23 protein-coding genes are annotated in these 21,780 nt (G+C 40.0%); 13 read left to right on the forward strand and 10 right to left on the reverse strand.

All coding sequences use genetic code 11. The features are described from left to right. Positions 1 to 49 precede the first annotated feature (49 nt). The 5 genes from ACE1CC_RS26055 to ispG form a co-directional block, all read right to left on the reverse strand. Positions 50 to 922 carry a PmeII family type II restriction endonuclease gene (locus ACE1CC_RS26055; RefSeq protein WP_413273342.1) on the reverse strand — a complete coding sequence of 291 codons (873 nt, stop codon included), beginning with the start codon at positions 920 to 922 and terminating at the stop codon, positions 50 to 52. Then, positions 919 to 2,304: a DNA cytosine methyltransferase gene (locus ACE1CC_RS26060; RefSeq protein ID WP_413273343.1), complete on the reverse strand. Its 1,386-nt coding sequence runs from the start codon at positions 2,302 to 2,304 to the stop codon at positions 919 to 921. The genes ACE1CC_RS26055 and ACE1CC_RS26060 overlap by 4 nt, the downstream gene beginning before the upstream one ends. Positions 2,305 to 2,576: 272 nt before the next feature. Then, the gene (locus ACE1CC_RS26065; protein WP_413273344.1) at positions 2,577 to 4,625 is read right to left on the reverse strand and encodes an elongation factor G; all 2,049 of its coding nucleotides are present in this window, start codon (positions 4,623 to 4,625) and stop codon (positions 2,577 to 2,579) included. Positions 4,626 to 5,077: 452 nt separating this feature from the next. After that, positions 5,078 to 6,376 (reverse strand): carboxyl-terminal processing protease CtpC, encoded by a 1,299-nt coding sequence (gene ctpC, locus ACE1CC_RS26070; protein WP_413273345.1) that lies wholly within the window; start codon positions 6,374 to 6,376, stop codon positions 5,078 to 5,080. Positions 6,377 to 6,505: 129 nt separating this feature from the next. Next, the gene (gene ispG, locus ACE1CC_RS26075) at positions 6,506 to 7,723 is read right to left on the reverse strand and encodes a (E)-4-hydroxy-3-methylbut-2-enyl-diphosphate synthase (protein WP_413273346.1); all 1,218 of its coding nucleotides are present in this window, start codon (positions 7,721 to 7,723) and stop codon (positions 6,506 to 6,508) included. A gap of 138 nt (positions 7,724 to 7,861) precedes the next feature. Here ispG and ACE1CC_RS26080 point away from each other — a divergent pair, with 138 nt between their 5' ends. The 7 genes from ACE1CC_RS26080 (at position 7,862) to ACE1CC_RS26110 (ending at position 10,107) form a co-directional block, all read left to right on the forward strand. Next, complete coding sequence (locus ACE1CC_RS26080) at positions 7,862 to 8,350, forward strand: GUN4 domain-containing protein (RefSeq protein WP_413273347.1); 489 nt, start codon at positions 7,862 to 7,864, stop codon at positions 8,348 to 8,350. A gap of 99 nt (positions 8,351 to 8,449) precedes the next feature. Then, on the forward strand, positions 8,450 to 8,677 hold the full coding sequence (locus tag ACE1CC_RS26085; RefSeq protein WP_413265449.1) for a DUF433 domain-containing protein: 228 nt from the start codon (positions 8,450 to 8,452) through the stop codon (positions 8,675 to 8,677). Positions 8,678 to 8,722: 45 nt separating this feature from the next. Continuing rightward, on the forward strand, positions 8,723 to 9,061 hold the full coding sequence (locus ACE1CC_RS26090) for a DUF433 domain-containing protein (RefSeq protein WP_413273348.1): 339 nt from the start codon (positions 8,723 to 8,725) through the stop codon (positions 9,059 to 9,061). Positions 9,062 to 9,244: 183 nt separating this feature from the next. Continuing rightward, complete coding sequence (locus tag ACE1CC_RS26095; protein WP_413273349.1) at positions 9,245 to 9,445, forward strand: hypothetical protein; 201 nt, start codon at positions 9,245 to 9,247, stop codon at positions 9,443 to 9,445. After that, entirely contained in the window at positions 9,442 to 9,696 is a 255-nt protein-coding gene (locus ACE1CC_RS26100) for a ParE family toxin-like protein (RefSeq protein WP_413273350.1), read from the forward strand. The genes ACE1CC_RS26095 and ACE1CC_RS26100 overlap by 4 nt, the downstream gene beginning before the upstream one ends. A 34-nt stretch (positions 9,697 to 9,730) precedes the next feature. Next, entirely contained in the window at positions 9,731 to 9,949 is a 219-nt protein-coding gene (locus tag ACE1CC_RS26105) for a DUF6887 family protein (RefSeq protein WP_413273351.1), read from the forward strand. Between the two features lie 32 nt (positions 9,950 to 9,981). After that, positions 9,982 to 10,107, forward strand: a complete 126-nt coding sequence (locus ACE1CC_RS26110; protein ID WP_413273352.1) for a hypothetical protein — start codon at positions 9,982 to 9,984, stop codon at positions 10,105 to 10,107. Positions 10,108 to 10,116: 9 nt separating this feature from the next. Here the strand turns inward: ACE1CC_RS26110 and ACE1CC_RS26115 are convergent, their stop codons facing one another. Continuing rightward, positions 10,117 to 10,329, reverse strand: coding sequence for a hypothetical protein (locus ACE1CC_RS26115; RefSeq protein ID WP_413273353.1), 213 nt, complete (start codon positions 10,327 to 10,329; stop codon positions 10,117 to 10,119). 237 nt (positions 10,330 to 10,566) lie between these two features. Between ACE1CC_RS26115 and ACE1CC_RS26120 the strand changes: the two genes are divergently transcribed. After that, positions 10,567 to 10,983, forward strand: coding sequence for a globin family protein (locus ACE1CC_RS26120; RefSeq protein ID WP_413273354.1), 417 nt, complete (start codon positions 10,567 to 10,569; stop codon positions 10,981 to 10,983). A 71-nt stretch (positions 10,984 to 11,054) separates the two neighbouring features. Continuing rightward, positions 11,055 to 12,458, forward strand: a complete 1,404-nt coding sequence (locus ACE1CC_RS26125) for a protein kinase domain-containing protein (RefSeq protein WP_413273355.1) — start codon at positions 11,055 to 11,057, stop codon at positions 12,456 to 12,458. Positions 12,459 to 12,480: 22 nt separating this feature from the next. Here ACE1CC_RS26125 and ACE1CC_RS26130 read toward each other — a convergent pair whose 3' ends face one another. Beyond that, positions 12,481 to 12,912: a hypothetical protein gene (locus tag ACE1CC_RS26130; protein ID WP_413273356.1), complete on the reverse strand. Its 432-nt coding sequence runs from the start codon at positions 12,910 to 12,912 to the stop codon at positions 12,481 to 12,483. 154 nt (positions 12,913 to 13,066) lie between these two features. On the opposite strand from ACE1CC_RS26130, the gene ACE1CC_RS26135 reads away from it, so the two are divergent. Further along, positions 13,067 to 13,399, forward strand: coding sequence for a helix-turn-helix domain-containing protein (locus ACE1CC_RS26135; protein ID WP_413273357.1), 333 nt, complete (start codon positions 13,067 to 13,069; stop codon positions 13,397 to 13,399). Continuing rightward, the gene (gene mnmE, locus ACE1CC_RS26140) at positions 13,399 to 14,793 is read left to right on the forward strand and encodes a tRNA uridine-5-carboxymethylaminomethyl(34) synthesis GTPase MnmE (RefSeq protein WP_413273358.1); all 1,395 of its coding nucleotides are present in this window, start codon (positions 13,399 to 13,401) and stop codon (positions 14,791 to 14,793) included. Before ACE1CC_RS26135 ends, mnmE begins: the two co-directional genes overlap by 1 nt. 15 nt (positions 14,794 to 14,808) lie before the next feature. Here the strand turns inward: mnmE and ACE1CC_RS26145 are convergent, their stop codons facing one another. Further along, positions 14,809 to 15,174, reverse strand: a complete 366-nt coding sequence (locus ACE1CC_RS26145) for a response regulator transcription factor (RefSeq protein ID WP_413273359.1) — start codon at positions 15,172 to 15,174, stop codon at positions 14,809 to 14,811. Positions 15,175 to 15,573: 399 nt separating this feature from the next. Beyond that, the gene (locus ACE1CC_RS26150) at positions 15,574 to 17,097 is read right to left on the reverse strand and encodes a SagB/ThcOx family dehydrogenase (RefSeq protein ID WP_413273360.1); all 1,524 of its coding nucleotides are present in this window, start codon (positions 17,095 to 17,097) and stop codon (positions 15,574 to 15,576) included. A gap of 410 nt (positions 17,098 to 17,507) precedes the next feature. On the opposite strand from ACE1CC_RS26150, the gene ACE1CC_RS26155 reads away from it, so the two are divergent. Continuing rightward, positions 17,508 to 18,041 carry a pentapeptide repeat-containing protein gene (locus tag ACE1CC_RS26155; RefSeq protein WP_413273361.1) on the forward strand — a complete coding sequence of 178 codons (534 nt, stop codon included), beginning with the start codon at positions 17,508 to 17,510 and terminating at the stop codon, positions 18,039 to 18,041. A gap of 24 nt (positions 18,042 to 18,065) precedes the next feature. Here the strand turns inward: ACE1CC_RS26155 and ACE1CC_RS26160 are convergent, their stop codons facing one another. Continuing rightward, the gene (locus ACE1CC_RS26160) at positions 18,066 to 19,784 is read right to left on the reverse strand and encodes an ATP-binding protein (protein ID WP_413273362.1); all 1,719 of its coding nucleotides are present in this window, start codon (positions 19,782 to 19,784) and stop codon (positions 18,066 to 18,068) included. An 818-nt stretch (positions 19,785 to 20,602) separates the two neighbouring features. Here ACE1CC_RS26160 and ilvC point away from each other — a divergent pair. Then, positions 20,603 to 21,598, forward strand: a complete 996-nt coding sequence (gene ilvC, locus ACE1CC_RS26165; protein ID WP_413273363.1) for a ketol-acid reductoisomerase — start codon at positions 20,603 to 20,605, stop codon at positions 21,596 to 21,598. The last annotated feature ends 182 nt before the right edge of the window (positions 21,599 to 21,780 follow it).

Genomic DNA, 21,780 nt, shown 5'->3' on the forward strand with positions numbered 1-21,780 from the left:
ACCCTCACCTTTTTTTTATTTTATGCGATCGCATTTCACCATAACCCTTTCAATCCTGTGAATCTACTTGTTTAACCTCATCCAAAGTTAACCCTAGCGCCTCTGCAATTTGCTCATCACCCAAGCCAAACTGCCTTAACTTATTAACTGTTTCCATTTTAGTTTTATCCTGGGATTGTTGAAGCTTAGGAGTCTGAGACTGATTTAGATTAGAAGTAGTAACTTTACTAGATATTTCCTTACTTAAATCTTCTATAACTTTTTCAACAATTGATGGCATATCCATCTCATCTACAATCTCAATTATGGCATTTATCAATCTATTGTAAAATGCTTCTTCGCCTGTCAATCTATACCAAAATTCTTTACCCATATACACTGTATAATCTCTTGACAGTTCTGAAATAAAAGAATTCATTTCACTTCTTTCCCCATAGACTGTACAAAAAACAAAGTCATCAGAGCTAATTTTAAGATTATTAGTTCTTGCTCTATTTCTTGCTTCTCGGAAATGATTTTTGATGGTAGTTACATCATCTCTATTAATTGAATCTGGGCCTGATTTCAATTGACAATATTTCTTTGTAAAATCAATTTGGTCTACAAACTCTATATCAATCCCAGGCGTTGTGGAACCAAAACCTTCAAGGACTGTAGATATAAACTTTTGCATTGCTGTCCCAAATGTAGTAGTTATAGATGTACCAAGAACTCTGGGATATATTAAAATTTTGGCGATGCTAACTGGCGATGTATCACCAGTCAAATATTTAGCTAAGTAAAACCATAAAAAAGGATTTATTTTAAACTCTTGAAGTCTTTTGAGCTTTAAAGTATTTTTTCTATGATTATTTATAATTTCATCTCTAAAAAAAGCTTTAAATTTATCTAATATCTCAGTGCGTTTATTGTCTGGAATCATAATTTTTGGTCAAATTTAACTTGGTTTAATAATGTTTTCATTAGGTGATAAACTACTGGAATCGGAACAGCATTTCCAAATTGTTTTTTGGCTGTATCTTCATTTTCAGCCATAATAAACCAATCGGGAAAACCTTGCAATCTACCAGCGTCTTTAGCAGAAATAGGCTTGAATTTCTTTTTTTTATAAATCTCTTTAATAAATTTACTTTTATACTCTTCAGGATTTTCACATCCTTCTATAGAAATCTTGGCTATATAGTCTTTATTACCTGTAGCTGTCAAAGTAGGGATAATATCGGAATGAGGTAGAAATACTCTATAAACACCGTTGATTCCTGTAGAGTTTTTAGAATTGACAAATTCGTATCCTTCATTTTCGATATAACGAAGAATATTTTTTTCAATAAGCTTATTTAGTTCTTTTTGTTTAAGCTTTGGGATTAATTGTGCTAAAACTTCAAAGGATAAAGGATTTCCGTCTTTTGCACCATATTGCTTTTTTCTTCTATTTTTTAGAATTGTATAGCAGATCAACTTTTCTCTTTCGCTAGTCCTAATGATATCCCATGAATGAATAGTAGTGTGACCATCTCTTGTATCACAAAAAATAAAAAAATCATTCAGTTCATCATTTTTTTGAAAACGATTTCTGGAACGCGGTATCTTTTCACCAAACAAAATTTCTGCGGCTAATTTGCTTTTGCTAAATTTACTGCAATGCTGTACTCCTTCAATAAAGCTATATAATTTAGGTTTAATTTCTAAGGGTTCGGGAAAAGAAAAGTTTTTATGGTGTTCTAAATCATTTCTTATTCCTACTATAAAAACTCTTTCCCTATTTTGTGGAACTCCAAAGTCATAAGAATTCAGTAATTGCGATTTAACAGAGTAACCTATTATTGCAAAAGAGTTAACTATATATTCAAAACTTTTTCTATTAATTGGTTCTATTAAGCCTTTGACATTTTCAAAGATAAAAACTTTCGGCTTATTTATTTCCACAACTCTAATAGTATCTAACCAAAGTTTACCTCTAGGATCTTCAAATCCTTTGAGTTTACCCGCTACAGACCAAGGTTGGCAAGGAACACCACCAACTACTACATCTACTTCAAAGGGTAACTTATTTATTTTACGAATATCTCCTAGACTTGCTTCTGGCAAATTCTTAAAATTACTCTCGTAAACTTTTATAGCTTCTTTATCAACTTCTGAATAGCCTAAACATTTACCTCCTAGTTCTTCTAAGGCAATTCTAAAACCTCCTATGCCAGCAAATAAATCTATAAAGGTAAAGTCAAATTTTTCATAAGTGTATTTAAATGGATGAAATAATTCTAATTGTTTAACATAACACACTTCCTTAGTAATACTTTTCATTTGAAGCTAAAGAAATTTATACAAATTTAATATATATTTTACTATAAATTTTATAATTGTCAATTAATGTAATCTAGACAAATGAAAATTAGGTTAGCACTCCCTTTTGAGAATAAATCCCTGAAAACCGATCGCATTTCCCACACCATCCAGTTTCCAGGGGTATAATTATGACAATTCTTGGGTTTTGCCCGATATTTCTAATTTTAAAAACGCAGATGAGCGCAGATAAACGCAGATAAACGCAGATGAATATCGGACTTTGCTAGAAGTTATTTACTGTTACCATTACCATTAGCATTACTTGCCACAACTTTTTCGGCAACTTTATCTGGTACTTCTTGCAAGTGGTCGTATTTCCAATCAAAGAAACCTACGCCCATTGTCAGACTGCGTAACTCAATAATAAAGTCACGCATTTCCGCTTGTGGCAAATAAGCTGAAATTTTATCCCAACCTTTCCAACCATCTTTAGCTTCATAACCTAACACTTGTCCCCGTCGTCCGGTGAGCAATTGCATGGCTTTTGCAGTAAAATCTTTGGGAGTGGAAATTTCGATCGCGGTAATAGGTTCTAACAAAACAGGTTGACACTGAGGTAGACCTTCTTGCATTGCTAAACGTGCAGCTTGCTTAAAGGCTTGTTCCGAACTATCTACCGTGTGATAAGAACCATTAATTAGCGTTACTGCCACATCAACAACTGGGAAACCTAATGGCCCATGTGCCAAATATTCTCGCACACCAGTTTCCACACCTGGAATATATTGCCGGGGAACTACTCCACCGACAATTTTTTCTTGGAAGTTGAAACCTTCGCCACGACTTAAAGGTTTAATATCCAAATAAACATCGCCAAATTGTCCATGTCCCCCGCTTTGGTGTTTGTAGCGTCCATGTACGGAATTAGCAGGTTTGCGAATAGTTTCTTTGTAGGGAACTTGCGGTAAATGTGTCACCATTGGCAAATTATACTTGCGACGCAGACGGTCTAAGGCTATTTGCAGGTGAATATCACCTTGTCCCCAGAGTATGACTTCGCGAGTGTCGCCATGTTGTTCCCAAGCTAGAGAAGGATCTTCTTCAATTAACTTGGCAAAAGCCGTGCTAATTTTTACTTCATCGTTGCGTTTTTCCGCTGTCACCGCTAAAGCATAAACCGGAGTCAATTGTTCCGCTTTGGGTAATTCTGACTCCGGTTGTCCGCTGTTAGTTGAGAGGGTATCGCCCGTTTTTATACCCTCTAACCTGCCAATAGCGACAATTTCCCCAGCTTTCGCTTCTTGTACGCTAGTTTGTTGTTGACCTGTGATGCGATATAAGCCACCTGCACGCACGCCGTTAAGGGTTGCACCGTCAGTCAGAACACCTTGCCAAACTCTAACTAAGGAAAGTTTGCCACCTTGGGGAGTGAATAAAGTTTTCAACACTTGCGCTAAGGGTGTTTCGCCTTTGAGAGAAATACCGCGCCGTTCTTTAATAGTGTCTGGTTCTGGGGCTTCGCGCAACAGGGCTTGTAGTAAGGGTCGCACGCCAAAGTCTTTTTCGGCAACTCCTAAGAATACTGGCACAATTAAGTCTGCACCTAGTTCCATTTTCAGGTCAGCGACGATTTCTTCTTGAGGCGGTTCAATTTCTTCGAGGAGTTCTTCGAGTAGGTGATCGTCAAAGTTAGCCAACTCTTCTAACATTTCTTCCCTGGCGGCGTGCTCTTGTTCTTTCAGTTCTGCGGGGAAGGGTACGGGGTCAGCTGGGGCACCAGGATGGTAGTGATAAGCTTGTTCTGTTACTAAGTCGATAAAACCGATCAGGTCTTCTCCTTGACCGATCGGATATTGATGCGGCACTAAGGGACGGCTAGAAACAGCTTTCAGGGCGTGCAATACATCCATGAAGTTGTTGTTCGCCCGATCCATTTTGTTAATGAAAACTAGGTGGGGAATTTCCCAATCATCGAGGAATTTGAAGAGGGGGGCGAGGGTGAGGACGCGATCGCACACTGGTTCACATACTACCACCGCTGCGTCTACACCAATCAAAGCATTATAAGTTTCTTGAGCAAATTCTACGGAACCTGGACAATCTAAAAAGGTAAAATTGATGTCTTCGTATTCGGTGTTTGCTACTGATACTTCGACGCTCATTTGCCGATCGCGTGCTTCTGCCGAACTATCTCCCACCGTATTTTTATCTTTGATACTGCCTTTGCGCGAAATCGCACCTGTCACAAATAATAAACTTTCTAGCAAGCTAGTTTTACCGCTTAAATAAGGGCCTACGATCGCGACATTCCGGCAGTTAGAAACAACTTTTTCGCTCATAAATCCTCCTTTACGACTGCCTTTTTACTCGTTCCCTAAAGCAGCCGCGTCTCCTAATGTTTGCAATTGTTCTGTTGAGTTTTAGGTTTTAGAGTAGGGGCAATTCATGAATTGCCCCTACTAAAATCCAAAGGAAATCTAAAATTTTTTTTGCCCAGTTGTCCTTAAATAAATCTCCTATCTGTGAAGTTACCTCGTATTTCATCTGAGGTTAACCCCTATTTAACACACTGTCACAAAAACCTAGTTTTGCTTTATATTTAGGTTTAACAAATATGAATATTTGAAAATTTTTCTCTCTTTTTACAATAAACATCTCCAAAAACTCTTGTGGGGTAGGCATCCTGCCTGCCTTTGGGATTCTTTGTTGCAGAGGTCTAATAGACATCTGCAACAAAGTAGAGACGTTGTATACAACGTCTCTACAAGGCTTCTTTAATTTCTGCAAACACTTATTGCTGCGAAGAAGTGGACGTTGGACGAGCACTTCCGTTACGTTTGGCGATTTGTTGTTGCAAAATTTCCACTCCTTTGGCATATTGGGGATCTTGCATAGTGCCAATTGCGTCGCGGTTCTTCACTAATTGTTGCTTTTGCGCGTCGGAAAGTTCAACTACCACGTTAGGAGCAATTCCGGCGTGGTTAATGTCTCTACCGCTGGGGGTGAAGTACTTAGCAATAGTAACTGCTAATCCCGATCCATCTCCCAAGGGTCTTACTGATTGTACTAAACCTTTACCAAAGGTTTTTGTTCCCACCAAAACGGCGCGATTATTATCTTGCAGTGCGCCTGAGAGAATTTCGCTGGCACTAGCAGATCCACCATCGACCAAAATCACCAATGGTTTATCGGTTAATTGGCGATGGTTGGCTTTTTGGCGTTCGCTTTCACCTTGGCGATCGACTGTAGAGACGATCGAGCCTTCTTTTAACCACATCCGGGCAATATCTATACTGGAATAAAGCAACCCACCTGGGTTAGAACGTAAATCCAAAATATAACCAGCTACACCTTGTTTTTCTAAAGCCTGAATTGCTTGGCGCATTTCTGGCGCAGCATTGGCGCTAAACTGGTTCAAACGAATATACCCAAGTCCACCTGGCACCTCTTTACGAGCGTTGAAACGGACTGGGTGAATTTCAATCCTCTCCCGTTTCAGTTTAAAGGTTTGTTCTTGATTTTTCCGCTTAATAGTGAGATTCACTTCGGAACCTACAGGGCCACGAATCAAGTTAACCACATCGTTGACATTCATCCCAGTGGTACTCTTGCCATCAATCTTGACGATTTCATCTTTGGCAAGCACCCCAGCTTTAGCAGCTGGTGTACCTTCAATGGGAGAAATTACCACGATTTTCTTAGTATCTTCATCCTGAGTTAACTGGATACCTACACCTGTCAATTCCCCAGAGGTATCGATTTGCATACTCTTAAACTCTTGGGGGTCCATAAACCGAGTGTAGGGATCGTCCAGCTTTTTCAGCATTTCCCGGATTGCTTTGTAGGCATCTTCTTTTGTAGCGTAAGTCCGGCTCAGGTATTCGTTGCGGATAGCTTGCCAATCTACTTGGTTAAAAGTGCCATCTACATAATTGCGATCGACAATCTGCCAAACTTCATCGACAAGTTCTTTGGGACTTTCTCTGAAAAATGCCTGACTGGAAAGATGAATACCAGCGCCCGTAACAGCAACAGTAGTCAATACCGCAGCTGTCGCACTTACAAAAAGACCTTTTCTAGTTATTGTCATACTGTTATTACTGAGCCGGAGGGAAAAAACTGTTCTGCAAATTAAGCCCAATTTAGCACAGGCTTTTGAAGTAAAAGTTCAGTGCTTATGACTATTTTGCGAATGGCATATTGACAAGTCATACGGTTATTAAGGATCGACCCAACGACCGTCTGCTTTTATTAAGTTTATTAACTCCTCCACACCTTGAGACTCTGGGACTTTTTTAATTTCTTCTCTGCCACGATACAGAGAAATAAAACCGGGCTGTTTTCCCACATAACCGTAATCGGCATCTGCCATTTCTCCTGGGCCATTGACAATACAACCCATTACTGCTATGTCCAAACCAGTCAGGTGTTTGGTGGCTTCTCGCACTTTATGCAACACTTCTTCCAGGTTAAATAAAGTACGACCGCAGGAAGGACAGGCGACATATTCGACCATCGTTTTCCTCAGTCCCAAAGCCTGAAGAATACTATAGCAGACAGGAATCTCTTTTTCCGGTGCTTCGGTTAGGGAAACCCGAATTGTGTCACCAATCCCATCTGCTAATAATGTAGCAATTCCTGCCGTAGACTTGATTCTGCCATATTCCCCATCCCCGGCTTCGGTAACGCCTAAATGTAGAGGATAGTCCATTCCCAGTTCATCCATCCGCTTTGCCATCAAGCGATAAGCAGCAATCATTACTGGTACGCGGGAAGCTTTCATGGAGATGACTAAGTTACGGAAGTCGAGTGATTCACAAATGCGAAGGAATTCGATCGCAGATTCTACCATCCCCTCCGGCGTGTCACCATAAGTAAACAGCATTCTTTCCGCCAACGAACCATGATTAACCCCGATTCGCATCGCCTTACCTTGATCGCGCAAGGAAACCACCAAAGGTTCTAAAGTTTCCCGGATTTTCTCGCCAATTTCATCAATTTCAGCTTGCGTAAATTCGGTTCTATCCGGTCTAGGTTTCTCAAACACATATAATCCTGGATTAATCCGCACTTTGTCCACATATTTGGCGACTTCCAAAGCAATTTTCATGCCATTGTGATGAACGTCAGCCACCAAAGGCACATCTTGGTAAGTTTGGCGGAGTTTTTGCTTAATTTCGCCAACTGCTTTAGCATGACCGACACTAGGAACAGTAACGCGCACAATTTCGCAGCCAATCTCATGCAAGCGACGAATTGCAGCAACTGAGCCATCAATATCCATCGTGTCTTCGTTAATCATCGACTGTACCACCACCGGGTAGCCCCCGCCAATGGTAACGTTAGCAACTTTCACGGGACGAGTTTTCCGCCGTTTGATTACGGTATCAAATTCCGGTTGACTGGTAGAAGTAGCGGGATTGGGCAGTGTTTGCATAACCTGTTCTTTACTTTGCTGTTCCTCTCTGTTCTTCAGGTTGCCATAGAAGGGGACAGTTTTGGTTAATCAGATTCAGGAAGTAGCTGCTGAAATTTGTAAAGATTTAAAGATAAGCTTTTTCGTTTTTTACGATTTATGGCAGAAGGAATAGATTACACCAATTTACAAAACCTACTAGCTGCTGAAAAATGGAGAGAAGCTGATGAAGAAACAGCAAGGATTATGCTCAAAATAGCTAAACGAGAACAAGAAGGTCGGCTAATTTCTGAAGATATGAGAGCATTTCCCTGGGAAGACCTCGGCACGATTGACCAACTTTGGGTAAAGTGCAGTAACGGACACTTTGGCTTTAGCGTACAGCAAAAAATTTGGTTGGAAATTGGTGGTAAGCCAGATTATGACTACAAAGTTTGGAAAGAGTTTGCCGATCGCGTAGGGTGGTATGTGAAAGAAAAAGACGATTGGTTTGGAAACCTGAACTTCTCCCAAAATGCCCCCATAGGGCATCTCCCTTGGAGTTGTTTTTTGTGGGAGTGGTGTTTTATGGAGTGGGATGAATGTGTAGATGAGGTGTCTCTTCTCTTGTTCTCTCTTCTCTCGGTACTGAGAATGAAAGAAATGTAAAATGGTAAAATGCGATCGCTAATTATACAATACCTGCTGTAAAATATTATAATCTGTTAATTACAATTAACATAATAAACCAAAATTTAAATTAAAGTTATGAACGATCGCGTGATCATCAATCCCAAAATTCAACATGGCAAACCAGTTATTAAGGGAACAAGAGTTCCGATTACTCGGATAATTGGCGGACTGGCATCTGGAATGACTAAAGAAGAGGTAATGCAAGAATATGAAGTGAGTGAAGCGGACATTTTAGCTGCTCTGAGTTACGCTGCGGAATTGATCGAAAAAGAGCAATTCCATTTACTTCCTGCTAGAGGCTAAAAATGAGATTTTTAATTGATGAGGATATGCCTCTCGGTCTTGCTTATGACATTAGCAATTGTAGCTGAAAGAGCACCACTGCATATTACTGATGATGGTGTAGTTCGAGTAGGCAAAACTCGCGTAACACTTGATACTATAGTTTCTGTTTTCAAACAAGGAGCAACTACAGAAGAAATTGTTTATCGTTATCCATCTCTGAAACTTGCTGATGTATATGCTACTATTGCTTTCTATCTCAACCATCAAGATGAAGTTGAAGCATACTTACAGCAACGACAGCAGGAAGCTCAAGAAGTTCGTAAAATGAATAAGGCGAGGTTTGATCCCCAAGGATTGCGCGACAGATTATTACCCCGCAAAACTGAAAGGGAAGTATGTTGAAATTCCTTGCTGAGGCGAATTAGAAGGAACGATTTATTATCTTCCACTTTAATATAATCAGCAGGATAATGAAAAGTTGAAGGTAAATCTAAAATTGAATTAGCGATCGCACCACATCCCCCCAAACTCCCCACCAAAATGTAACATGGTAAAATGCGATGAAACGATTTGTTGTTCTGACACATGAATAACCTTGAAGATATTGAACAGGCTGTTAGACAACTTTCCCCAGAAGAACTTGCAGCTTTTCGTACCTGGTTCGCTGAGTTTGATGCAGAACTCTGGGATCAAAAATTTGAAGCGGATGTAGCAGCAGGTAAGCTTGATGCACTTGCTGAGAAAGCATTAAAACATTTACGAGAAGGACGCTGCACCGATTTGTGAGACACCGTGCAACACCAGACTTTTGGTATCACTATCGAAGACTACCTCCAGATATTCAGGAACTCGCGAATCAATGTTACGAGTTGCTGAAGCAGGACTCTTGGTATCCATCATTACATTTTAAAAAAGTGGGACGCTTTTGGTCAGTACGGGTAGGTTTACACTATCGAGCAGTAGCATTAGAAGATGATAACGATATTGTTTGGTTTTGGATCGGATCGCACGCTGAGTATGACAAACTTCTGAGGTGACTATTTCAAATTACACTAAGTCGAGAGTTTGTTAATGAGCCAAATTAACTATGATTCAATGTCTAATGCTGAGTTGAAAGAGTATTTTCTCAAGCATCGTGAAGATCAAGCTGCGTTGCAAGCGTACTTAGATCGAATTAATCAACGTCCACTGAAAATTATTGCGAGTCCTGATGATCCTGATTTTGATCAGAAGGTTCAAGCAGCTATTCGTCGAAAGTTAGAAGCGGCGAGAAATAAAAGTAGTCAATAGTGATAATGATTGTTCAGGTTCAATTAATATTGATGAATAATCAACGCAATAATAAAAATATTAATGTGAATCTAAAATCTAAAATTGAATTAGCGATCGCACTCCTCCCCCCCAAACTCCTCTCACCAAAATGTAAAATGCTAAAATGCGATCGCTAAAAATCCTAACTATTTTGATTCGGGAAAATCGGGAATTACCCATTGGGGTGGCTGGGACATTTTTCTTCTTAAAGCAGCTTCGGCAATTTCGTGCATTCTATCTAACGAAACATCGTTGATAAACTTGGATGCAGAGGCGACATATTCCTTATTCGGACATTTGTCACCCAAAACACAGCCATTAACGCAGGCTTCCGCACAGTTTATTGTTGCAGCTTCCATGTTCTCCTTCCTTGAGTTCGATTTTCATCAATCACGATCCAAAACTTGCAGTCCGGCTGTGATTCAATGAGAATTTCTTTTACAAATTGTAATACACAAACTTATTATTGCGATCGCTCTCAGGAAAGGCTTAAACTTCAGACATATTTCGGGCTAATACTTGGTATTTGGCAAAATCGGGGATTATGATTGAGCCATACCAGCCATTTTTTAGCTAATTGACACTTAGGAGCAACAATGGCTTTGCAAGTAGAAGTTTTACAAGAAACTTTCCAACAGATTAAAGAACGCACCGATGAGTTCGCCATCAGTTTCTATGAAAACCTGTTTCACGATTATCCCCAAATTCAGCCTTTGTTTGCACGGACAAATATGATCGAACAACGCAAGCACTTGATCCGCGCTCTAATGCTAACTATAGAGAATATTCGAGATACGGAAACGGTGAATGATGCTTTAAAGCAACTGGGTGAGCGTCATGTACAATATGGAGCATTGAAAGAATATTATCCCGATTTCTGTGCTGCTTTATTGAAAACATTTGAATTATACTTGGGAGAAAATTGGACAGCAGAGGTAAAGCAAGCTTGGATCGATGCTTTTGCAGCGATATCTCAACTAATGTTAAAAGGTGCAGAGAAAAAAGCTGGATAGACTGGTGTTTTTTAGCAACTGATGAGTTAAAATCTCTTAAACTTCCCTGTTGTGTTTCTTGACTCGTAAGAATGTCTAACTCTTCACCTCTGACTGTTGGCTCAAAGCTGGAAAATCGTTATGAAATTGTCCGCGAGTTGGGACAAGGCGGCTTTGGACGTACTTACTTAGCGAGGGATATTAACCGTTACCTAGAACCTTGTGTTTTGAAAGAATTTGCTCCCCAAATTCAAGGTGCTAATGAGTTACAAAAAGCCGAAGAGTTATTTGAACGAGAAGCAAGTGTCCTTTATAAGTTGCAGCATTCCCAAATTCCAAATTTTCGGGAGTTATTACGATCGCAATTAAACGGCAAACAATCACTATTTTTAGTTCAAGATTATATCGAAGGTGAGAGTTACGCGCAAATTTTAAAACAGCGTTGTTTAAGTGAGGCGGAAGTTGTTGAATTACAGCGGCAAATTTTGCCAGTGTTAGAATACATTCACTCTCAAGGTGTTGTACATCGGGATATTTCCCCGGAAAATTTGATGCTGCGTAATGCGGATAAAATGCCAGTTTTAATTGATTTTGGGGGTGTGAAAAAAGCGGCGACAACTGCTGTTTATAAGGCGACTGGACGAGCTTTAGTTACTTTGTTGGGTAAGGAAGGTTACGCGCCACCGGAACAAATTCGTCAGGGAAAAGCTTTTCCTAGCAGTGATTTGTATGCTTTGGCGGTGACGGTTTTGGTGTTACTCTCTGGTAAAGAACCAAAGGAACTTTATGATAATTCTAAAGCGGTTTGGTGTTGGCGACAATACATTAGTTTAAGTCCAGAATTGGGGAGGATTTTAGATAAGTGTTTGGCTTATCGAGCTAGCGATCGCTATCAGTCAGCCAGAGAAGTTTTGCAGCTTTTACCAACAGTTACTAATGCTAATCCTCAGCCTATTGTTAATCCTAATCCTCCACCTGTGACTGCTGGTAATCCCAATATTTCCCAAATGCAAACGCTTAATTTTGTCGGGCGTAGTTGGAAAACTAATGTTACTCAAGTTATTGCTAATGTAGGTAAAACTATTGTTAATTTACCTGTGAAAAAGCTGTGGGGAGACAAGTTTTTAGTCAATAGTTTGAAAGTAAGTGCAGTTGTAGTTGTGGGAGTTGGTGCTTGGAATTTTGCTCAAGCTGGGTTATTAAAATTGCCGACAAAAATATCTTTTCCTAATTTACCTAATTTACCTAATTTACCTAATGATGATGCAACTTTATCTAAAACTGAATTGGAGCGTCAAGCAGAAATTATGCGGCGCAGTAAGGCTTTAGGAGTGAGGAATTTTTATCCGCAAGTCGATCGCCTATTTTACGCCAAATATCCCCAACTCAAAGGACGCGCTTTAACCGAAAAACCAGAGGATGCTAAATATCGTCAGCGCTGGTGCGATATTGCTGAGGAATTATTAGAGCAATTAGAAAGAGAAAATTCGATTTGATTAATACAGTTTTAGCAATTTATTAGGCGATTTTTAAGGTAGATTGCAATTTATACCAATGAGTTCTTAAACTGTGCCAAATTTGATTTGCCATTGTTTGAGGATAGAAAAATCTGATCAGTTCGTATTGGATGCGATCGCCTAAATCCTCCCAATCTCCAAGACTTTTACAGCTATCTATCAGGTTTTCTACTGCGTTTAACCAACGTTCAAATATCCGGTAACTGAAAAATGAACAACAAATTTTTCCGTTGATATTCCAATAAGATATACATACCTGATGTCGGAGACAACGGATTTTTTTTACTTCTTTGATCGGAACACCAAACTCTTGCAACGCTTTCTGGGCTTCTTCTTTGGAAATTAACCATTTGACCGGGTTGATTTTACCAGCAGTAATTAAACTTTGACTTTTTAGATAGCGTTTACTATTCTGACTGTGCTGACCAAACATGATGCCTTCTCCTTAGTTTTTAATCGGAAATCCTGAACTAATTCCTAGTAGGGTAAATTCTCGGTTTTTATATTATATGCGATATGCGACAAAAAACCAAGAGGAACAGTGAATTACAATTGCCAATGATGATGTAATTTTGCGGCGATTAACTGTGAGCAAAAGTCAAGTGCAAACTTTAGGTAGGTATCGATTCAACTCTGACGGTGTGATGCGTGTGGGGGAGATCCTTCGCAGTGCTAGAGAAGCAAAAGGCTGGAGTCTGCAAGACTTACAAGCTCTTTGTGGTTTACCACCTAGCACAGCTAATGGCATTGAAAACGGATTTGTGACCAAAATCCAAGCTGACACCTTAGAAACGTTGCGGGTAGCTTTAGAACCGGAAAATCCTCAGACAGGAAAGACTTATACTCTTGGCGAACTGTACGATTTAATGTTGGTGAGGGAAGAAATCGCTAATAGTGCCAAAGGCAAAAAACAAAGGTGATGTCACAGACATTAGCAACGAGTGGGACGATCGCAGCTATTGCCACCGCGATTGTTCCGCAACAAGGTAGTGTGGGAATAGTGCGAGTTTCGGGAACGGAAGCGATCGCGATCGCGCAACAACTTTTTCATGCACCCGGTAAGCAAAAATGGGAAACTCATCGTATCCTTTATGGTTATATTCGCCATCCGCAAACACAACAATTAATTGATGAAGCGCTACTTTTAATTATGCAAGCGCCTCGTTCTTTCACGCGAGAAGATGTTGTCGAATTCCACTGTCACGGGGGAATTATGGCAGTACAACAAGTATTACAATTGTGTATTGAACAAGGTGGGAGATTAGCGCAACCGGGAGAATTTACCCTGCGAGCTTTTTTGAATGGCAGAATTGATTTAACCCAAGCAGAAAGTATTGCAGATTTAGTTGGTGCAAAGTCGCCGCAAGCTGCACAAACGGCTTTAGCTGGGTTACAAGGAAAGTTAAGAGAACCGATTCGGCAATTACGAATTACTTGTTTAGATATTTTGGCAGAAATTGAAGCCAGAATCGATTTTGAGGAAGATTTACCACCATTAAATGAGGAGAATGTTCAAGCACAAATTACCGAAGTTACTACCAAAGTGCAACAAATTTTAGCAACTGCCGATCGCGGAGAATTGTTACGAACTGGAATTAAAGTTGCCATTGTCGGTCGTCCCAATGTGGGAAAATCGAGTTTGTTGAATGCTTGGAGTAGAAGCGATCGCGCCATTGTCACCGAACTACCGGGAACTACTAGAGATGTGGTTGAATCTCAGTTAGTTGTCGGTGGTATTCCTGTACAAGTTTTAGATACTGCGGGGATTAGGGAAACTAGCGATTTGGTGGAGAAAATTGGGGTTGAGCGATCGCGCCGTGCAGCGGATGCCGCTGATTTAATTTTACTAACAATTGATGCTCAAATTGGTTGGACAGAAGCCGAAACAGAAATTTACCAACAAGTTAAAAGTCGTCCAGTAATTTTAGTAATTAATAAAATCGATTTAATTACAGAAAATCAAAAGCAAAATCTCTTAGCTGCCATTCCTCAATTTCAATTTCAAGTTTACACCGCTGCCGCACTTAACCAAGGAATTGAAGAATTAGAAACAGCGATTTTAGCAGTAATTAATGCTGGTAAAGTGCAAGCCGCCGATCTAGATTTAGCAGTTAACCAAAGACAAGCAGCCGCCCTGACAAAAGCAAAAACTTCCTTAGAACAAGTCTTAACTACTATTGCTGAACAATTACCCTTAGACTTTTGGACAATTGACTTGCGCGGAGCAATTCAAGCATTAGGAGAAATCACTGGCGAGGAAGTAACAGAATCAGTGCTCGATCGCATTTTCAGCCGCTTTTGTATTGGTAAATAGTCACCAACTTCTAAATTAAGCCCGTAACAATTGTTTCACCGTTCCTACCAATTCTTGCGGATGGAAAGGTTTAGCGATGTAGGCATCTGCACCGTTTTTCATGCCCCAATAGCGATCGAACTCCTCCTTCTTCGCCGAACACATCACCACGACTAAATTCTGTGTTTTCGTATTACTTTTGAGACGACGGCAAACCTCATAACCATTCATTCGCGGCATTATGATGTCTAAAACTACTAGATCGGGAGGATTTCCGTCAATTTGTTCCAGCGCTTCGACACCATCACTAGCCACACTAACTTTTAGCCCCATTTTGATGAGCAACTCAGAGATCATTTCCCTTTGAGCTTTATTGTCTTCCACAACTAGAACTGTAGCCATAGATTGTTACCTAAATTGTTTAGTTCAGGCACGTAAAACGTAAGAGTGTTGTGTATCTAGCGTAACATTACTTCTTATAAGATAAAATCAACCACTCCTTGTGCTTCTATTATCACACTTCAACTAATCTACGCAAATTTCCGGTTGACAGACAGCTAATAGTTAGGTCAACCGCCCCACCCACAAGGGGATGGGGCTTGTAACTAACCAGATAAAGGAGGTGGGGAGATGGGGAGGTGGGGAGAGAAAAGTTATGAGTTATGAGTTATGAGTTATGAGTTATGAGTTTTAAGTGAGAAATTCAACTCAAAACTCAGTACGGGCAATTCATGAATTGCCCCTACCACTCAAAACTCTCCCATCTCCCCATCCCCGCATCTCCCCATCTCCCCATCCCCCTTATCTGGGACGACCTAAAGTAGTGATATACAAGACTGCTTCATCAGTGGGAATACCCAGGACTTCGTTTACTTGATCGTCGAAGAAGCCGCCGATGCCACTGACACCTAAATTGAGGCGAATTGCGGCGAGGTTGAGTTTCTGCCCTAAATGTCCGGCATCTATGTGTAGGTAGCGGTAGACACGATCGCCATATTTTGCCACTGCGGTTTTTAAATCAGCCGTGTGGAAGACTACTGCTGCGGCATCTCTTCCTAATTCCTGTTGTAAACACAGGTAATACAAGTCGCGCCGGAAGTTTTTAAAGCGAATTTGCCGCAATTCTTGAGCTTTGGGAGCGTAATAATAACAGCCTTCTTCTAACCCATCTACACCAGATACAGCAATAAAGGTTTGAATTAAACTTAAGTCAAAATAATCGGGTGTTATGTCAAAATCTTGGTTGATGTAATTTTGGGGTTGATAAGTGAAATCCAATAAAGCTTTCAGTTCATTTAATGTTAAGTTAGCACCGTTATAAGCACGGGTAGAACGTCGCCGTAACATTGTATTTTCTAGTAATTCTTGATTTTCTCCCCAGTCTATTGGTTCAGTAACGGTACTCACTTTTAAGCAAAAAGGAAAATTATATTTATCTTCTAAAGATGGCTGATTAATAACTTCTCTTTTTTCCGGTTCGGCAGAAATTTCTGTCGCTTCATGGAAGTATCTGATTAATTCGCCATCGGGGATTTGGGGATAGTTTGTATCAATTCGAGAGGGTAATGCTGTTGCTGCTAGGGGTAGGTTTTGTTGGGGATCTAGTAAGTCTGCTAAAGGAATTACGGTAGTTGTTCCTTCTGGTTCGGAATCAATGTAAAGTAGTTCGTTGACTGCGCGATCGTTAAATCCACCAATTAAATGTGGACGATAATCAGTCAGTGCGCCAGCTAATTCAATATTGCCTAATAAATGTCCCGTGTCTAAATAAATTCTCCGGTAAGCTCGGTCTTGGTAACGCCAAGCTGAACGATAAAATATTGCTGTGGTGACGATCGCTAATTGCGTATTATTTAATGCTGGATGCCAAAAGCAAGCTGCTTGCAATTTGGTCCAAACTTGGTTTGACCAAAATTGAATTAATGAATGGGTTTTTGGCTGATAATTATACAATCCTGCGGGTAACAATGGTGTCCCCCGCGATATTAAATAAACTTCCGCTGGATACAAACCACCCGCCGAAGGAGCCGCCCTTAAATATACTGGCTCTCCTGTCATTGTCAACATTTTCGCGGTTAAGCCATAACTGCAAAATAGCAAGCGCGATAACCTTCTCCACCAAATATCTTCTGCAAAGTTGGTAATTGTTTCTGATTTTTCTGTAAGATAGGGCTTCAGGTCAAAAGAGATGCCCAGTCTGTATTCTTTGAAAGGTGTAGGCTGGCGTGACCAATCTAACCCCTGACTCTTGGTTGCTATGGTTTTAGGGTCATATTTGGTTCGCTCGTGGTAGTGCTGAGCGATCGAAATTTTTCCTGTGGTCATACCAGTTTTCTTTCTCTTCGGCTTCGCTTTTGATTTTGGCACTAAGACGGTGAAAAGTGTTATCTCTAAAGATACAAAGGCTATAAGCATTAAATAGGTAAAATGTCAACCATAATGTTAGCGTTCGGATGTCAAATCATTTTGCTTTCTCTCACATCTTGCACTCCTGGAGGTAGAACCTCCTGTGTCCTCGTTCCCTGGTTGAACAAATGGAATGAAAAATGGAGGCGGGAGCTCAGGAGTGCAAGATCTGAGTTCTTCTGGAGCAACCCATCCAAATCTAAAAAAAATATTAGGAAATCTATAAATTTCTTTACAATAGCTTAAATTTAAAATTTAATTAAGCATAAATACTCAACTGTTTTAGAAATTCATCAACTTAGTGGTGTAGTGACAGCATTAAAACCAAAATGCAGCATTTAAGCGCAGAGGAATTACTAGCTCAATATGCTAGCGGGAAAAGGGATTTTGCACAAATTAATTTAATTAAAGTTAATTTGTTTGAAGCAAATTTATCGGAAGTTAATTTTAATCAAAGCAATCTTCAAGAAGTTTATTTACCTTACGCTAACCTAAGCCAAGCTAATCTTTGCCAAGCACAAATGGAAGCAGCACAATTAAGTGATGCTAAACTCAATCAAGCTGATTTATCTGCGGCTAATTTACAGAATGCTAATCTTTCTAGAGCCAGTTTACGTTACGCTAATTTACAAGGTGCGGATTTGTCAGGTGCTAATTTACAAGGTGCAGATTTGTATAATGCCGATCTCAGTTGTGCGGATTTAAGATATGCTGATTTAACTGGCGCTAATTTAGAAGAAGCTAAATTAGAAGAAGCGCAACTTACTGGGACTAATTTTTATCGTGCCAAAAAGGTAGATTTATCTAAGGCAAAGTCCGATCGCACTACTATTTTTCCCGATGGATATCGCCGAGATACTTAACCTAATTGGAGAAAAATATTGCTTTTAGCGATGGGGAATAGATAACAGCCATGAATATTCCACACGGTTATAGTATTGGGAGAGGAGCGATTCAATTTTAGCGACTCCCAGGGGTTTAATTAGGTATTCATTGGCTTTAGCGCCTAAACAACATTCGCGTTCACCTTTTACGGGTTTTGAGGTGAGCATTATTACTGGTATATCAGCTAAATCTTTTTGCGATCGCAGCCTTTTTAATAACTCTAAACCCGACTGCTCATCCGCTAAATTAACATCTAATATGATTAATCCCGGCTTAATGAGCCGCACCTGCTCCAAAAAACCGACGCTGCTTGATAAATACTCTACTGGGTAGTTCAAAACATTTAAGTAATTCTGCAAAATAATCGCACTTTTATCTTCATCTTCTACCAGTAAAATTGGTCGCTTTTGCGGTAGCTCTTCCTCTATCATTAAAACTTGTTCCTTGTCATTAGCAGAAATTTCTTCTCTTTCTTGGTATTGGTAGGAATTATATGAGAAATTTCTTAAGCATAAATCTGGAAGATAAATAGTAAATTTGCTCCCCACTCCTAGCTGAGATTCTACAGTTAAATCTCCGCCATGTAGTTGAGCAAAACGACGAGTTAAAACCAAGCCTAAACCAGTTCCCTGATATTGACGATTCAGTTTACTATCTAGTTGAGAGAAAGGTTGAAACAGCTGCGACATATCTTCGGAAGCAATGCCAATTCCTGTGTCAGCGACTGTAAAGGAAGTTCCTTTTGGTTCTTTTTTGACGATTAAGGTTACTTGTCCTTTTGGAGTAAATTTGATCGCATTGGAAAGCAAATTTAGTAACATTTGGCAAAGGCGACGTTGATCGGCAATAAAATGACTGACTTGGGGATCGATTACACTTTTTAATCTCAAGCCTTGACTTTTAGCTCTTTCTTGGACAATAGATAAGCAGTAATAGCATAATTCTCTAATTTCCACACTTTCGAGCATTAATTCTTCTTTACCCGCTTCAATTTTAGCTAAGTCGAGGATATCGTTAATTAATGAAAGTAAATGTTCCCCACTGGTATAAATACAGTTCATATACTCATTTTGTTTGGGGTTCAGTTTTCCATAAAATTCTTGCTGGAGCATTTGGGATAAACCCAAAATAGAGTTTAATGGAGTGCGTAATTCATGACTCATGTTAGCCAAAAATTCACTTTTAGCACGATTAGCTGCTTCTGCTTCTAACTTGGCTCTTTCTAATTCTTCCGTGCGCTGTTTAACTAACTGTTCTAAGCGTTCATAACTGACTTCTTTATATTCTGTCATCTCTGAACCATGAATTCCTAAGTTTTGTTTTCCATTTTTAGCAGGTAATTTCCGATTTTTTGCTTGGAGTTCACGAGTTACGATCGGCACTAACCTTGCTAAATTATCTGCGATTAAACAATCATTTGCCCCCGCTTTGATTACAGTTACTATCATGTCTTCATTGCGCTCTTTTAACAAGACAATAACGGGTAAATCTAACCCTTTCATTTTAATTAGCTGCAAGACAACCAACGCATTAAATTTGGGTATCGAATAATCAGCAATTACTATATCCCACTCTGGTTTTTCTAAAGCTGCGTTCATGGCTTTAGGTGTTTCTACAATTTGGTAAAATAGCGTGTAACCACCACGTTTTAGTTCATTTGCTAACCAGGTAGCATCCTCTACCGAGTTTTGAATCAGTAAAATACGTAGTGGCATATTCATATAGTTTCTTGATGTTAGTATGACTTGTTAATTCCAGAACACTCATCGTAGTTTTCTCGTTAAACAATTTAAGGGTAAACTATTCTTACTTAAACTTCCCAAGCCTTGAATTTTTAATTTGTAAATAGCTGGGTAAATTCTTATAAGTTTACTAGTTTCATAGATTTTACAAGTAGTGATGGTATCCCGCTCGCTAACGAGATTACCATACTTCCTTCACTAATATATGTTGTGAATATTACAACCAAGCTCAATCTTAAACAGAAATTAAAAAAGCCAACTTTCCTTAACATAAGTAAGCAAATTTATTTAATGTTGAACTTTCTTGAAGCTAACCTTGGTTCTGTAACTACCCAATCCTTAAATTAATCAAAGCTTTTTCTGTAAAGGCAAACTCGGTTTTATCGAAAACTTGGGTTTAAAACCCCGTACTTCCAGCACGGCTTTGTATTAAAATATTGGCAGGTTGCTAACCGTGAGAACGTGAGGAAACAGGTAAAACGTCCTACTCCGTGATCTCAAAATTCCTCGCCGTCAATGGTGCAAAACTAAGTCTACACGGTAAGGACGAAAAAGAAATCAAATAGGGTAGGGCATACCCGAATCCACGCTTGGGGAGCAGTCCATAAGAGTGCTTGCTGTAAAAAGTGTAGTCGGACTAGACATGAAACTGTAAGACCAAAATTAGCGTTGCTAGTGGAGGCAAGATTCAGCCCAAGAATCCCCACGCCTTTGGGCTGGGGAGTGTCAAAGATTTGACTATGGTATGATAAAAAGTTTGCACATCATTAGTCAGTTTAAAATCAGGAGTTACCCTTATGGCTCGGATGTACTATGATTCTGATGCCAATTTAGATTTATTGGCAAATAAAACGGTAGCGATTATCGGTTATGGTTCTCAAGGTCACGCTCACGCTTTAAATCTTAAGGATAGTGGCGTTAACGTAATTGTGGGATTGTATCCTGGTAGCAAGTCGGCAACTAAAGCCAAAGAAGCGGGATTGGAAGTTTACGACGTAGCTGAAGCTGCTCAAAAAGCCGACTGGATTATGATCCTACTGCCAGATGAGGTACAAAAAAGTGTCTATAAAAACGAAATTGAGCCACATTTGACAGAAGGAAAAGTCCTGTTTTTCGCTCACGGTTTCAACATCCACTTTGCTCAAGTTGTACCACCTGCGAATGTAGATGTGGTGATGGTAGCACCTAAAGGCCCAGGACATTTGGTAAGACGGACTTACGAACAGGGAGAAGGTGTACCTTGTTTGTTTGCAGTTTATCAAAATGCTAGCGGTCAGGCACGCGATCGCGCAATGGCTTATGCTAAAGGCATCGGTGGTACTCGCGCCGGAATTTTGGAAACTACCTTCCGTGAAGAAACCGAAACCGACTTATTTGGCGAACAAGTTGTCCTCTGTGGCGGTTTGAGTGCCTTAATTAAATCAGGTTTTGAAACCTTAGTCGCTGCTGGATATCAACCAGAACTCGCTTACTTTGAATGCTTGCACGAAGTCAAATTAATTGTTGACTTAATCGTAGAAGGCGGTTTAGCAAAAATGCGCGATAGCATTTCTAACACCGCTGAATATGGCGACTTAACTCGTGGTCCCCGCATCGTCACCGACGAAACTCGCGCCGAAATGCGGAAAATTCTCCAAGAAATTCAATCTGGACAGTTTGCTAGAGAATTTGTGTTGGAAAATCAAGCTGGTAAACCTGGTTTTACCGCTATGCGCCGTCGGGAAGCTGAACACCACATTGAGGAAGTTGGCAAAGACTTACGCGCCATGTTTAGCTGGCTGAAGAAGGACTAATTTTCCAGCAGGTTCGCTAGAGGGAGCAGGGGGGCAGAGGGGCAGGGGGGCAGAGGGGCAGAGGGGCAGAGGGGCAGAGGGGCAGGTTCGCTAGAGGGAGCAGGGAAGAATTTAAAACTTAAAACTCCCCAACTCTTCCTAACTCAAAACTCAAAACTCAAAACTCTTTCAACTCTCCCTAA

The sequence above is a fragment of the Floridaenema aerugineum BLCC-F46 genome, assembly GCF_041929345.1.
Taxonomy (GTDB): Bacteria; Cyanobacteriota; Cyanobacteriia; order Cyanobacteriales; family Aerosakkonemataceae; genus Floridanema; species Floridanema aerugineum.

Excerpts from the sequence above, each read along its gene's own strand:
- ctpC (WP_413273345.1), bottom strand. The coding sequence starts at position 6,376 with ATGACAATAACTAGAAAAGGTCTTTTTGTAAGTGCGACAGCTGCGGTA.
- ACE1CC_RS26085 (WP_413265449.1), top strand. The coding sequence starts at position 8,450 with ATGAACGATCGCGTGATCATCAATCCCAAAATTCAACATGGCAAACCA.
- ACE1CC_RS26090 (WP_413273348.1), top strand. The coding sequence starts at position 8,723 with ATGACATTAGCAATTGTAGCTGAAAGAGCACCACTGCATATTACTGAT.
- ACE1CC_RS26110 (WP_413273352.1), top strand. The coding sequence starts at position 9,982 with ATGAATAATCAACGCAATAATAAAAATATTAATGTGAATCTAAAATCT.
- ACE1CC_RS26115 (WP_413273353.1), bottom strand. The coding sequence starts at position 10,329 with ATGGAAGCTGCAACAATAAACTGTGCGGAAGCCTGCGTTAATGGCTGT.
- ilvC (WP_413273363.1), top strand. The coding sequence starts at position 20,603 with ATGGCTCGGATGTACTATGATTCTGATGCCAATTTAGATTTATTGGCA.
- ACE1CC_RS26055 (WP_413273342.1), bottom strand. The coding sequence starts at position 922 with ATGATTCCAGACAATAAACGCACTGAGATATTAGATAAATTTAAAGCT.
- ACE1CC_RS26160 (WP_413273362.1), bottom strand. The coding sequence starts at position 19,784 with ATGAATATGCCACTACGTATTTTACTGATTCAAAACTCGGTAGAGGAT.
- ACE1CC_RS26130 (WP_413273356.1), bottom strand. The coding sequence starts at position 12,912 with ATGTTTGGTCAGCACAGTCAGAATAGTAAACGCTATCTAAAAAGTCAA.
- ACE1CC_RS26145 (WP_413273359.1), bottom strand. The coding sequence starts at position 15,174 with ATGGCTACAGTTCTAGTTGTGGAAGACAATAAAGCTCAAAGGGAAATG.
- ACE1CC_RS26105 (WP_413273351.1), top strand. The coding sequence starts at position 9,731 with ATGAGCCAAATTAACTATGATTCAATGTCTAATGCTGAGTTGAAAGAG.
- mnmE (WP_413273358.1), top strand. The coding sequence starts at position 13,399 with ATGTCACAGACATTAGCAACGAGTGGGACGATCGCAGCTATTGCCACC.
- ACE1CC_RS26125 (WP_413273355.1), top strand. The coding sequence starts at position 11,055 with ATGTCTAACTCTTCACCTCTGACTGTTGGCTCAAAGCTGGAAAATCGT.
- ACE1CC_RS26065 (WP_413273344.1), bottom strand. The coding sequence starts at position 4,625 with ATGAGCGAAAAAGTTGTTTCTAACTGCCGGAATGTCGCGATCGTAGGC.
- ACE1CC_RS26120 (WP_413273354.1), top strand. The coding sequence starts at position 10,567 with ATGGCTTTGCAAGTAGAAGTTTTACAAGAAACTTTCCAACAGATTAAA.
- ACE1CC_RS26155 (WP_413273361.1), top strand. The coding sequence starts at position 17,508 with ATGCAGCATTTAAGCGCAGAGGAATTACTAGCTCAATATGCTAGCGGG.
- ACE1CC_RS26080 (WP_413273347.1), top strand. The coding sequence starts at position 7,862 with ATGGCAGAAGGAATAGATTACACCAATTTACAAAACCTACTAGCTGCT.
- ACE1CC_RS26095 (WP_413273349.1), top strand. The coding sequence starts at position 9,245 with ATGAATAACCTTGAAGATATTGAACAGGCTGTTAGACAACTTTCCCCA.
- ispG (WP_413273346.1), bottom strand. The coding sequence starts at position 7,723 with ATGCAAACACTGCCCAATCCCGCTACTTCTACCAGTCAACCGGAATTT.
- ACE1CC_RS26060 (WP_413273343.1), bottom strand. The coding sequence starts at position 2,304 with ATGAAAAGTATTACTAAGGAAGTGTGTTATGTTAAACAATTAGAATTA.
- ACE1CC_RS26150 (WP_413273360.1), bottom strand. The coding sequence starts at position 17,097 with ATGACCACAGGAAAAATTTCGATCGCTCAGCACTACCACGAGCGAACC.